This is a genomic window from Alteraurantiacibacter aquimixticola (assembly GCF_004965515.1).
Lineage (GTDB): Bacteria > Pseudomonadota > Alphaproteobacteria > Sphingomonadales > Sphingomonadaceae > Alteraurantiacibacter > Alteraurantiacibacter aquimixticola.
Genome location: NZ_SSHH01000004.1, coordinates 211,933 through 224,721 on the forward strand (window position 1 = coordinate 211,933; position 12,789 = coordinate 224,721).

Genomic DNA, 12,789 nt, shown 5'->3' on the forward strand with positions numbered 1-12,789 from the left:
TTATCCTTTGTTAAATAGGTTAGCTATCAGATTTTTGCGGAGAAATGGGTGCTTTATTAGAGACCTGATCGCTCTTAAGTACCGGCGTTGCTGAAGACTTGCCTTGAACCCCCTTTGAGCGCTGGCATAGAAAAAATCCGAGAGAGCTTCTGCCCGTTCTTCGAGCAGTTTTTCATAATCTGCATTGCCACTTATACCTGCCGCATTCTTTAGCGCTCGGGAGTCCCGCGCCATGCCAAGGTAGTCGGTTTTTGTCTGGCTAAATCCGGAATTTCGCGACGTCCAGCGATAGCCTGGCTCGGGCAAGAGCAGGAAACGCCCTCCTGCGACCAGGCAGCGGACATAGAACTGGAAATCCTCGCCATGCCTGACTGCGGTGGGATAAAGCTCCGGAAGGCTCGCAACAAACTGGCTTCGGAAACAAGGTTTAAGCAAACCGTAATCGAGCTGGCCAGTATCCGGTCGCGACTGCCGAAGAAGTGCAGGTAAGTCGATCCACTCTGGCTGGTTTATGCTGGTTATTTTCCGGCCACTCAATTTTTCAGCCACGGCATCGTAGACTCGCACATTATCCGCAACCAGATCTGCGTGGAATTCACGACCCGCCCTCACCAACCGCGCCAATCTTCCGAGATCGAAGGTGTCATCGGCATCGAGCACGGCGATCCACTCTCCTTTTGCCTCACGAAATCCGGCATTTCTCGCACCCGCCGGGCCTTGGTTGCGATCAAGCCGAATAGCGCGCACTCGCGTGTCGCCCTCGTAAGTTGAAGTCACCTTGTCAGCGGTTCTCTCCGGGCACTCATCGTCGACCACAATGACTTCATAGCTCACACCCTCTTGAGCCAAGACAGAATCGATGGCGTTGGAGATGAAGCGCGCTGCCCGATATGCCGGGATGACAACGCTCACCTCTGGTGCCGGAGCGTTCGCGCTATGCGACTTCATCGCTCGTCTTCCATGTTTGGATCATGGCCAATCAGAAGTGATCTTAGGAGCATATTCGCCCGCTTCATCTCGTACCGCTCCGCAACGGACCGCCTTCCCTGCTGGCCCATCTTGCGAGCAAGCTCCTTGTCCTGAAGCAGGAGGGCGATTTTTTGCCCCATTGCATCGACATCGCGTTCATCTACGAGGAAGCCCGTCTCCCCGTCCAGTACGGTTTCGCGAAACGATCCGTGACGGGTGACGACGACTGGCTTGGCATAGGCCATCGCTTCGAGCACGGAAAGGCCCAGCGTTTCGACGCCGCTCTTCGGGATCGAGACATTATGCTGGATCAGCATGTCGGATTTCGCGATGGCAGAGAGCGTATCCGCGTGGGAAAGTCCGCCCCTGAACAGGACGTTGTCTCCGATCTCCAGATCACGGACCAATTGACGCAAATCCGGTTCCAGCGGCCCTTCGCCTATGATCTCGAGCGTCGCGCCTGGCACCAACGCCAGCGCTTTCGCGAAACTTCTTATCGCAAGATCGGGGCCTTTCCACGGTATCATCCGCGAAACCATCACTGCCCGGCCTCCGCGCTGCCCGGGCATGTCTTCGATCGGAGGAATTCGCACCCCGCAAGGAATCTTGCTGATTTTACCGGGGTCGCAGCCGAGCTCGATCAGCCGGCACCGCATCATCTCGGACCCGATAATCGCTCCGTCGATGCGCTGCAGCAGCTTGCGCAATTCGCTTTCATAGCGCGCCGTCCAGGTGAGGATGAAGATGTCGAAGCCATGGAAGTAGACATAGGCCCGCGCACCGGCGGCCAGGACGGCGGGAAGTACGTCCATCGCAAAGTCCCCGAATTCGACCAGGACGGTCCCGACATCCTGTCGCCTCAGGAACGATTCGATTGCGGCGCGGTTTTGCTGCGTCAGTCGCTGAGGATAGGCGAAGGCCCGCAACCGAAGCCGCTTCTTGAGCTGCATGCGCAAGCGCGATGATCGATCGTATACGGGATCGGCCAGCATGAGATGGGGAATATCCGCGAACTCCGGCGGTGGAGACGCGGTTGAGACGAGTGCCAGCACTTCTGCCGGAAACGCCCGCACGTGATCGCGTACGAAGGTCTGCGAAAGGATGTCGAAACGCCGCGTAATGATCGCCACGCGCGGCGAATGCGGCGGAGGATCCGCGACAGTAGCCGTCGCAGCATTCATGATCGGCCCAGCTCTCGCTTCACCTTGTCCACCAGCCGCCGCGCGAGTGCTTGCGCATCCCAATGCGCCTGGCGCAACGATGCGAGCGGTCCAGGTTCAAGCAGCATATCCTGCATGCGAACCGTACCGAAATTGTGCGTCTTGGATACGGTATAGTTGTTGGCCGAATGCCAGACCATGCATTCCGGCAGCGGCGCGAGCTCCTGGTCCACCGGCACTACGTAACGCGAAGGCAGGCCGCGCGGGACATTTTCAAACGTAAGCGCCCAGGCGGATTGCACACGGCAGGAGTGGTTGCGCGATTGGGGCAGGGTGTCCGCCTCGTCGATATCCGACCATGGCGAGGCGAAATATTCCGCGCAGAGTTCCCGGTCGAGCACGAAGCCCGCCCAATAAGAAAATTGCGGGGCGACGAAGGCTTGTCCGTCGACTGTCAGCTTCTCGCGATCCTGTACCGGCTGGTAGCCGCGGCTGTCGGGCGACATGCGCGTTCCGTCCGGCAGCACCTCGTAACGCAGGAAGCCCGGGATACAGCCAGCCGCCTTGGCGCCCGGAAGGAAGCGCTCGAAATAGGCGATATTGTCCGCATCGACGACGATATCGTCTTCGATATACATGAACAGGTCTTGTGCGGTCCCGGACCTGTCGAACCATTCGCGAAGATGTCGCTTGTGCCACCAGGTCAGATGCCAGGGATGGTCCATGCCGTGGGCCCGGTCGAATTTCAGGGCGAAGCCGGCAGCTTCCAACTTGCGTTTGGCTTGCCCGATCAGATCCTCGTCAGCGATGGCAAGGTCGTTGGTGACGACCGTGACTGTGACCTGTTCGCGCCGCCAGCCGGCAATCGCTTCAAGCACCTTTGCAAGATATGGGATACGTGCGGGTACGTAATGCGCCGCAATCGAAACGTCGAATGTCGGCACCGGCATTTCAACTCCTGGACGGGACCCTCTGATACATCCCCGCTAGCATGCCGGGCCGCATTTCCCAAAGTCATTGTGCGATTGCAAAGGGGATTCCGCGCTTGGCACATTATGCCGGAAAATCCACGAAATCCGTGCCTTTTTCCTCGCAAACTCCTGCGTTATCATTATCACTTGGTGCACCCATCGGGTATTCAGGATTGTGATTGGCGCGGCGCTTGTTGCACCGCAACAGAGGCGAGGACCAAAGTCGGGTGCCGAAACAAAAGGTATTTTGCATCGGGTTCCAGAAGACCGGGACCACGAGCCTGGAACATGCTCTGCAATCTGTGGGATACCGGGTCAAAAGCGTTTTCGGTCGCGACCTGACCTATGACGAACTCAAGGCAACCTATGTCGATCGCGGCCTGGAAATTGCCCGGGAATACGACGCGCTGGAAGACATGCCCTGGCCGCTGATGTTTCGGGAGCTCGACGCAGCCTTCCCAGGCTCGAAGTTCATTCTGACCTTGCGCGATGCGGACGCATGGATCCGTTCTATCGTCGGCCATTTTCGCGACAATGCCCATGTTATGCAGCAATTGACTTATGGTGAGGATGCCGGGGCGCCCGTAGGCAATGAAGACCGCTATCGAGCGGTCTATGAAGCGCATAATGCTGCGGTGCTCGATTATTTCGCTGACCGCCCAGATGATTTGCTGGTGATGCGCCTGGAGGCAGGCGATGGATGGGAGAAGCTCGCGCCATTCCTGGGCATCGAGGGTGCACCAACCGGGCCGTTCGTGCACACGAATACGCGCAAGGCGCGCAATTCGGTCTTCCGGCGGATCAGGGGCAGGATGAGGCGCGCCGGGATCCTGTCATAGCGTCGAGCGAACGGCAGAAGGGCAGGGTTCTGCTTGCGTTTGCCCAGCGCCGCGAAGATGAAGGGTTATGGATCAGATGAGCGAAGAGCCTCTCCCATACAAGAAAAGCCTCGATCTCCGCTCGCGCCTGATGCGCCTTGTCGGCTCCGCTTTCGATCCTCGCGCCTGGATGCATCTTTTCAAGATCATCAATTATTACAATTACTCGCACGTGTCGCAGCTGCGGGTAATGAAAATAGGGGCCGAACCGAGCATCAGCCCCGACGCGGTCTTTGCCAATGGCGAGCGGATAGTCCTTGGCGATCGCGTGCGCATCGGTTCGCGGTGCCATTTATGGGCAGGCCCCGCAAAAGGGCGGATCATTGTCGGCGACGATGTGCTGTTCGGGCCCGATGTCATGCTGACCGCCGCAAGCTACAACTACAACCGGGGTTCGCCGGTCACCGAACAGCCGATGAGCGAAGGCGACATCGTGATCGGCAACGATGTGTGGCTGGCAACGCGGTGCGTGGTGTTGCCGGGCGCCAGGATCGGCGATGGCGCCATTATAGCCGCCGGCGCTGTTGTGAAGGGCGAGATACCCGCGATGGCTATCGCTGCGGGCTCGCCTGCTCGCGTCGTCAGTCAACGCGAGGTCACACACAGGCCGGCGGACTAAGTGGCGATTATGTTGCGAGATCGCCGATAGGGCTGGCTACAATCCCAACACCGCGATCTGCCGCAGCGCCTCGGTGCCGGTGGCATAGGCCAGCGCATCGGCGTAATCGGGCGCGTCCTTGTTCAGCATGGCGACAAGCCAATATTGCGCGGAGGTGCGATAGGCACTGGTATTGCCACCAACATTCATACCGCCCCAACTGCCCATGTTCACCCCGTCGATCACGATGACGTTGGCGGTGTTCGTGCTGATCGCTGTCGATAGATTGCCGCGAGTGGCCTGCACCACACCATTCACTGATGTGGGCGGGGATACCGCAGCGCTGTTTCCAGACTGCGCGCGGACCCTGGTCGAACTGGCGAAGTTCACGAACAGGTCGGTATCAGCGCGGCCACTCTTCTGCACAAATACCAGCGTCGCATTGCCGGGCTTCGAGGTGGACAACGGCATGGTAAGGCGGTCCGTCAATACCGGATCATGATAGATACCTTTGTCATAGATCGGGCGCAGCGCCGGGTCGGTCTGCTCCAGATCGAACAAGCCGCCCGGCATCTGGTTGGGAACCAGCGCAACAGTGTCGCTGTCCCCCTGAACTACGGCACCGCCGTCGCCTGCCGTCATGTCCTGCGGCCTGGTGTAATCCCACCAGCCCAGCGTGGCGGCATAGCTCGTCATTTGGTTGGCGACGAACTTCGTGGTTACAGTGAAGTCCTCGCTCACCGTGCCGACAGTCAGCCTTGCAGTCACCGTTGCCTCGCTCGCGTCGCTCGATGTCACTCGCAATTCCACGGTATCGCCATTGTCCGCGGTGGTGTTGGCCGAGGACCATGCTCCGCCATTGACGCGGTATTCGCCGCCGGTCACGAACAGCTGGCCTGGCGCGACCATGCCCGCAAGCGTCACGGCGTTGCTGACATAGACGGTATCCAGTTCGGCATCTGCCGCGGCGGCAAATGCAAACGCGCCCGGCGTGACGATCACACCCTTGAGCGCGCCTACGGCGTCTACTTCCGCACGCAGCTGTCGGTTACGATCCCAGGCGAAGCGGGGGGCCTTGGGGCTAGCCTCCAATTGCGCCGCAGGGGTGAAATCGCCTGCCGTAACGTCGGCGAACAAGGTCGCTTCATCGCCGCCACTGGTGGTTTCCAAACCGCCTGGGATGGCACCCGCTCCATGCACGTGGTTGTCGCGCGGCACCATGTCAGGATCGGGGCCAGCACCGGCATAGCCGAGGCCTGGCAAGGCATTGTTGGCAAAGGCGCAATAGCTGTCGAGGTCCATGTTGACGCTGTCCATGCGGATCGACACGGACTGATTGGTCCATGTGTTGTGCATCGCGACGACATGGGAGAATTGGCAATTGGCCTTGCCCCACTGGCTCTTCTTATCGCCAGCGGCCACGGTATGGTAAATATCATTGATGAAGAAGCAGTCGGCTATCAGCCCGCCACCGGCAGGCCCCAAGAATACTGACTGCACATTGGCTCCATTGACAAGGTTGCCGGTGAAGACCCCGTTCTGGAAGCCATTGCTGGCAATCTGGTAGAAATCCGAATGACGCGACCACTGGATGTAAAACTGGTGCGTCACATCTTTCATATCGACTGCGGCAAAGCCCTGTGATCCTGCACCTGTAGTGGCCGACACGCGACCGGCGACATAATCGGCTACCGTGGAGTTGTTGCTCGCTGCGCTCCAGCCCGGCAAGGTGTTGAGCCAGTCCACCACGTCCTGAACGCTGTAGCCGTCCCCGACATTGCCGTTGTAATAATCAGTGCTGCCACCGGTGTGGAACACCGCCTCATTGGCGCCCCAGTTCGCATAGTAATAGATGTCGTCGCCGCCAGCACCGCCGTTCCGGCGCAAGGTCGCAGTGGCCTCCGCGCCGGTATAGCTGGCGGTGAATACCGCATGATTGGTGCCCCAGAACGTATCGGCGTGGTCGTTCACCACGTTATCGATCACGCATTTCGCACCCGAAACGATATCATAAGTGATCGCTTCGAAGGTACAGCCGCGCACCAGCGTGCAATCGCCACCTGCCCCGGCGAGGTTGGACACGGTGCATTCCGTCATCCAGCTGTTTCGCTCCACTCGCCACCCGAACTGGTCGATCTTCTCGCCACGGAACAATTCGAACCGGCCATCCGGGTGGGTGGAAGTTAACGTAATCCCGTCCAGCCAATGCAAGCCAAGATTATCCGGACCTGTGCTACCAGTGATCTCGATAATCCCGCGCATGTCGATGGTGAGCAGCGGCCCCATGAAGTGAAGCCGAGACTTGTTATGGACTATCCGCGATGCCACGCCGCCGCCGCTGATGGAAACGCCGGGCACGCGTGCCTCGATGTTCATGTAGCCGTTCTGGTCCGCATACGCCGGGTTGTCATCGGCGGTCATCAGGTAGTCGCCCGCCTCGGTGATGGCGATGAGCGGGTTCTGCCAGCCCTGCGCCTTGGCATGGTTAGTCGCATCGTTCATGTTGGTGAAGTCCGCGCCGCCGCTTGCCGCCACGGTGATGCTGCCATCGTGCAGCTGGTCCTGCGGCGCGAAGATGAAGGGGCCGATCACACGGCTTTGCATCGTGGCATCCTTCGGTATGGCCTCGAAATAGACATGGCCATATCCGGCAACACCGGCAGGCTTCTTCAGCCGCACCCACCAGCCAAGATAGGTGACCACATCGCCCCGTTTGGAAGCGAAGCTATGGAAAGACGGCGCAGCGATGTCGACCGTACCGCCCTCGAAATGGACACGGATGAAGTCGATCCCGCAATTGTCCATCAGCGAGCCTTCGAAGAGCGCGTAGGCTGCGACGCCGACCGTCAGCGTATCGGTAAACCATTGGCGGGGCGGGACGATCAGCCTGCATGCCGGTTTCGAGGTGGTGCGCACCGGGTCTTCCGGCGTGGCCCCATAAGTCCCGTCGAAACCACTCGCAAGCGAGCCGTCCCAATCAGGAGATGGCGAGACCAGGGGCGTAAATGCGGTGTGCGGTCCTCCAAACGAGAGCGGGGGTAAGGCCATGCCCGCGCCAAAGCCAAAGCCGAAGCGCCCCATCAGGCGAGCCCCACGATGTCCGACGCGGTGGTCCCGGTCGCATGCACCGCCTGCGCGCGCACATCGAGAATCGTACCGGCAGGTACGTTGGCGAACAGAACCGGGCTCGCCGAGCGCAGGGCAAGCAGCATGACGTCGCCTGCTTGGCCGACATAAAGCGCCTTGGTCGGCACCGGCAGCCCTTCATCGTCGCTTGGCTGGACGGCGAAGCAGTTCGTCGAAGGGGCGATTGGGGAGTCCTTGTAGTTGGCGAAAGGGTCGTTGGTCATGTGCATCTGCTCCTTGGAACAATAAGGGAACAAAGCCATTTGCGGTCCAAACCCGTGTAGGAAAGCGTTTTTTCCTTTTTGCGTTCCATGGCAGTCAAGCTACTATTCTCGCAATTGCGGCAAAGCAGGATATCCGATGGCCTCTGTGCCGACTTCTCCTTCCACGGTCAGCTTGGCCGAATCCGGGCCAACAAGCGAGAAAGCCCTGCCTACCCGCGTGCTCGCCATGGCCGCGTTTTTCTGGGTGCTCTTGCTGCCACCGCAATTCAACGCCCAGATCGGTACGGTTGTCCTGCCGGCGTATCGCATCCTGCTCTTCGCGGTGATGCTGTTGGTGATCATCACCATCATTCGCGGGCAGCTGCGGTGGACCCTGCCCGACACACTGGTCTGCGGGATAGGGCTGTGGATCATCATTGCCCTGTTCGCCACCATGGACGTGGAAACAGCCATTCAAGGTGGCGGTTCGCAATTTATCGACATCGTAATTTCCTATCTCTGCGGCCGCATCGCCATACGGTCTCCGCGAGACTTCAGGATCTTCCTCGTGCTTATTGCCCCGGCCCTGGGCTTTATCGCTCTCATGCTGGCGCTGGAGTCGATTACCCATTCCTTCATTGTCCAGCCTCTCGCATCGGCAGTCACGGGCCAGCCCGTGCGCCTGGGTGCTGTCGAACGCCTTGGCCTCATGCGGGCGCCGGGACCCTTCCCCCATTCGATCCTGGCGGGGATATTCTTCGGTAGCTTCCTGCCGCTATATGCCCTTTCGGGATTGCGCGGCTGGCCGAAAATCACCGGGTTTATCGCCTCGCTCTGCAGTTTCTTCACCATCAGTTCGGCAGCCTTGCTCGCTCTTCTGGCCGGCTTCGGTCTGATCTTTTACTCGTGGCTGACCGAGCAGATTAGCGGCATCAGCTGGCGGCTGTTCGTCCTGGCTTGCGCCGTCGTCATGTTCGTTTTGGAACTCGCCACGAAGTCCGGCGCATTCGTGTTGCTGGTTCGCTATGCGGCGCTGAACTCGGTCAGCTCGTATAACCGCATCCTGATCTGGAACCATGGTTCGGCATCGGTTCGGAACCATCCCTTTTTCGGTGTCGGCTACAACGACTGGGAACGACCCTTCTGGATGCTGGAATCGGTCGACAATTACTGGCTGTGGCTCGCCATTCAGTATGGAGCGCTCCCCTCGATCCTGCTGCTGGCCGCCACCGTCGTTGCCGTTTACCGGCTTGGACGCGCAGCGTCGCACTCGCCGCGTGCCGATCGCCATCTGCGCATGGGCGTCGCGATCAGCTACAGCATTTTTGCGCTGGGCATCATCTCCGTCGCCATCTGGCTTTCGGCTCTTGTCTGGTTTTATGCCTTGCTGGGGATCACCGTCAGCCTGGGCATGGCGCATCGTTCCGACCGTCAGAGTCAAACTGCCGACTAATCCGCGAAACGCAAAGCCTGTTCCAGAGCTTTGCCATAGTCTTCGGCTATTGCGGGTCTGGTGAACCGCCGCGCATGATCGGACGCCTGCCATTCGGCCAATGCCGCCTTGGCTTCCGCCTGGCATCGCGTGAGTTCGCAGATCGCATCGGCCAACGCCGCAGGATCGCCGGGATCGACCGCCACCGCAAAAGGCATACCATCGAAGTAGCCATCAACCGCGCGACCCCGCGGATAGATGATCGGGCAGCCGGCAAAGAGGGCTTCGACGAAGACGAGACCGAAACTTTCCCGGCGTGATGGCAGCACAAAGGCGGCCGCACGGTTCATCCTTGCCTGAATTGCAGCACGATCCGATGGGCCCTCGAAAAAGATGTGTTCGGCTCGCGATGCAACTTTGCGGGCAACTTCCATGTCCTTTGGCGATCCACCGCCGACGACTGCCAGTTCCTGCGCCTCGCCCCGATCGGCGAGCATATCCATGGCCCGCGCCATGGTCGCGAGATTCTTGCGCCGCTGGGATTTCAGGTGGAAAACCGTGAGCAGACCGGAGCCCGATGGATCAGGCGCAAGCGGCCGATCGAGCTCCGTCGGACAAGGTATGACGAAAGTCGGCCCCTGCCGCTTGCCGAGCTTGCTCTCGACTGCCTCAAGCGACCAGGGTGCGAAACTCGTCACCATTGCTGCCCCGTGGAAGATGCGTTTCAGAGCAGGTTGGAGGTCCGGCCGCAGTGCCAGTATCTTGCAATCGGTATCGCCCTGTATCGTAAGGGCATAGGGCTTGCCGAGCCGGCTTGCTGCGCGAGCGACCGGGAAACCTTCCACGGTGAGCTTGTGGCCCACCAGCAGATCCGGTGTACGCTCACCGGCCAATCGCGCGCAAATCGCATCGCCGAGTTTTTCGAGCATGACGCGGTGCAGGATCCCCTTGCCCGGGGCGGCATAGGTCATCGCCACACCCGCAGGGAAGGCGAGCGTTTCGATCGGCAGGCCGCCGCCGAGCAACGATCTCGCAAGCTCAGCGAAGCCGGGTGCGCGGCGATTGATCGAGATTATGGACTGATCGAAGCGGTCGTCGACGAGTTCGACGATGGTGCGGATCGCTCGAGTCTTGCCCTCGACAACCGGGTCCGGGAAATCCGCCGACAGATGGGCGATGGTTGCCACTTAACCCGTGCCCGTACTCTGCGATTTCGTTGCCATTCCCGAAAGTTCGGGAATGGCGTCAGTCTTCTGCATTGTAGGAGTAATACTGGTACTGGTAGTTGTAGCTCTCGCCCGCTTCGAGCGCCCGGTACTTCGTCATAATAGCGCCGACGATGTTTGCGTTCATGTCCTGCAGGCGCCGCACAGCGGTGCGCACATCGCGCATATGGCCACGGTTAGCCTCGATTATCATCACAACGGCATCGACCGAGCGGGAAAGCAGCGGAGCATCCGCGATGCCAAGCACGGGAGAGCTGTCGACGATAACCAGATCGTAACGCATTTTGGCCTGCGCCAGCATGGCCGGGACCAGGCCCGATGACAGAATTTCCACGGGCTGTGCCGGAGACTTTGCGGTCAGCAGCAGATCGAGGTTTTCCTTGCCGGAGGGAATGATGGCGCTCTGCAGAGGCAGATGGCCATGCAGGACTTCGACCAGCCCGCTTTTCGGCCTGGCGACCCCGAAACGGGCAGCCAGTGCGGGCCGCCGCAAGTCCATGTCGACCAGCAGTACCTTGTAGCCAACGGCTGCAAACTTCTGCGCCACCGCACTTGCCGAGGTCGTCTTGCCCTCGCCGGGCGAATTGCTCGTGAACTGGATCGCCGAACCCTTCACATCGCCGAGATAGTATTCCAGCGATGCCCGGATGGACGAATAGGCTTCGCTGATCGGGCTGAAGCGGTTGTCGAGATCGTCGGAAACCTCGTCTGCCACGTAGGGTGTCTGGCCAAGAGCGGTAAGCTTGAGGCGCGTTTCCAACTCTTCGATGGTCCGCAGCTTGTCGTCGAGGATCTCGCGCAGCACGGCGATCGCGATCGCAAGGGCGATTGCCAGGACCAGCGCGACCAACAGGTTGCGCCAGAGATTGGGCGAGGAAGGACCGGTCGGGATTCGCGCAGGATCGAGCAGGGTAAACTTGCTGCTCTGGATATTCGCTGCAGCCGCAATCTGGTTGTAGCGGGCCAGCAAGCTATCGAGCTGGCTGCGCAAGGATTGCACATCCCGATCGATCTGGTTGAACTGAACGCGGCGATCCTGCTCTTCGAGCGAGTTCTGGGAAACACGGCGCAGTTCGTCTGACAGGATGTTCTCCTCTCGCACCGCCGCCAGGTACTCGTTACGCAGACGCTGCTTCACGTCCGAACGCATGCTGGCTATCTGCCCGTTCAGTTCCTCGATCTGGGACTGCAACTCCTGCACGGCGGGATAATCGTCGCGATAGCGCACGCGAAGATCGGCAAGCCGCCCCTCCAGCTGTGCCCTTTCACCCAGCAAACGCTGGATTGCCGCATCCTGCTGGACTTCGGCGATTTGCGCCGCCGGCACGTTGGCAACGGCATTCCAGCGCGCTTCGGCAGATAGCCGCTCTGCGCGCGCTTCGATATAGCGAGTGTTGATGCTCGCAAGGTTGCTTGCGGTCAGTGTCGGCGCCGTGCCGGACGTGGCCGCCTGTGCGCCCGCATCGGAGGACTGACCGATGATCTGGTTCGACCTGGCATAGTCGATGGAAGTGATTTCCGCTTCGCGCAATTGCCTGCGGACATCGGCGATCTGCTCCTCGAGATATTCCTGGGCATACGCATTGGCAGCCACGGACTGATCTATGTCGTCGGTCAGGAAATTCTCGGCATACCCGTTCGCGATCTCGGCCGCGAGGACCGGGTTGGAGGAGGAATACCCGACTGCAAGAATTTGCGACCTCGCCGGCGGAGTCACCTCCAGATTGCCTTGCAGTATTGACGCTGCGATCTGACGCCGCTCCTCCTCGCTCAAGGTATCGTCGCCACCGATGCCGGCATCTGCGATGAACTGCGCATTGTTATGCAGATTCATCGCATCCGCCACCTTGAGGGCCATGCTTCTGCTCTGGATCACCTCGGACAAGGTAATCAGGTAGTCGCCCACCTGGGTCGTGGGGACGAAGGGATCGCTAACGTCCTGCCCTTCCACGATCGTAGTACCGAACAGGTTCACGCGGATCTTTGCCTCGGCCTGGTAGATCGGAGTCTGCAGCAGCGTCCAGATCAGGGTCCCGACGACCACCAGGAGGATGACACCTGCAAAAATGAACCGTTGCCGCCAAATGATCGCGCGGATAGCCGTCAGGCTGAGCTGCATGGGCACTGGCCCATCGGAATAATAACCATCCTGCCGCGGCATATAGCGGTCCATCCTGTTGCTTCGGCCGTTTGCGGCAGTCTGCTCGGTTTGCATCGGCTACCCCA

At 59.9% G+C, this 12,789-nt stretch carries 10 protein-coding genes; 3 read left to right on the forward strand and 7 right to left on the reverse strand.

Annotated features, from left to right (window positions below):
• Genes E5222_RS14670 through E5222_RS14680 form a run of 3 tightly spaced genes read right to left on the reverse strand, consistent with a single transcriptional unit; the run spans position 1 to position 3,079 of the window.
• The gene (locus tag E5222_RS14670) at positions 1-948 is read right to left on the reverse strand and encodes a glycosyltransferase family 2 protein (RefSeq protein WP_136694549.1); all 948 of its coding nucleotides are present in this window, start codon (positions 946-948) and stop codon (positions 1-3) included.
• On the reverse strand, positions 945-2,099 hold the full coding sequence (locus E5222_RS14675) for a glycosyltransferase family 4 protein (RefSeq protein WP_169053623.1): 1,155 nt from the start codon (positions 2,097-2,099) through the stop codon (positions 945-947). The genes E5222_RS14670 and E5222_RS14675 overlap by 4 nt, the downstream gene beginning before the upstream one ends.
• Positions 2,100-2,146: 47 nt before the next feature.
• A complete protein-coding gene (locus tag E5222_RS14680) occupies positions 2,147-3,079 on the reverse strand; it encodes a hypothetical protein (RefSeq protein WP_136694551.1) in 933 nt (310 codons plus the stop codon).
• 200 nt (positions 3,080-3,279) lie between these two features.
• Between E5222_RS14680 and E5222_RS14685 the strand changes: the two genes are divergently transcribed.
• Both E5222_RS14685 and E5222_RS14690 read left to right on the forward strand, forming a co-directional pair.
• Positions 3,280-3,939, forward strand: a complete 660-nt coding sequence (locus tag E5222_RS14685; RefSeq protein ID WP_136694552.1) for a sulfotransferase family protein — start codon at positions 3,280-3,282, stop codon at positions 3,937-3,939.
• Between the two features lie 67 nt (positions 3,940-4,006).
• Complete coding sequence (locus tag E5222_RS14690; RefSeq protein ID WP_211196168.1) at positions 4,007-4,597, forward strand: acyltransferase; 591 nt, start codon at positions 4,007-4,009, stop codon at positions 4,595-4,597.
• A gap of 36 nt (positions 4,598-4,633) precedes the next feature.
• On the opposite strand, the gene E5222_RS14695 is transcribed toward E5222_RS14690, so the two are convergent.
• Positions 4,634-7,492: a hypothetical protein gene (locus tag E5222_RS14695; RefSeq protein ID WP_136694553.1), complete on the reverse strand. Its 2,859-nt coding sequence runs from the start codon at positions 7,490-7,492 to the stop codon at positions 4,634-4,636.
• Between the two features lie 164 nt (positions 7,493-7,656).
• The gene (locus E5222_RS14700; RefSeq protein ID WP_136694554.1) at positions 7,657-7,926 is read right to left on the reverse strand and encodes a spike base protein, RCAP_Rcc01079 family; all 270 of its coding nucleotides are present in this window, start codon (positions 7,924-7,926) and stop codon (positions 7,657-7,659) included.
• A 172-nt stretch (positions 7,927-8,098) separates the two neighbouring features.
• Between E5222_RS14700 and E5222_RS14705 the strand changes: the two genes are divergently transcribed.
• Positions 8,099-9,358 carry an O-antigen ligase family protein gene (locus tag E5222_RS14705; protein WP_169053624.1) on the forward strand — a complete coding sequence of 420 codons (1,260 nt, stop codon included), beginning with the start codon at positions 8,099-8,101 and terminating at the stop codon, positions 9,356-9,358.
• Here the strand turns inward: E5222_RS14705 and E5222_RS14710 are convergent.
• Both E5222_RS14710 and E5222_RS14715 read right to left on the reverse strand, forming a co-directional pair.
• Positions 9,355-10,524, reverse strand: coding sequence for a glycosyltransferase family 4 protein (locus E5222_RS14710; RefSeq protein ID WP_136694556.1), 1,170 nt, complete (start codon positions 10,522-10,524; stop codon positions 9,355-9,357). The two genes, E5222_RS14705 and E5222_RS14710, sit on opposite strands and share 4 nt — an antisense overlap.
• Before the next feature lie 58 nt (positions 10,525-10,582).
• Positions 10,583-12,778, reverse strand: a complete 2,196-nt coding sequence (locus E5222_RS14715; protein ID WP_136694557.1) for a GumC family protein — start codon at positions 12,776-12,778, stop codon at positions 10,583-10,585.
• Positions 12,779-12,789: the final 11 nt, after the last annotated feature.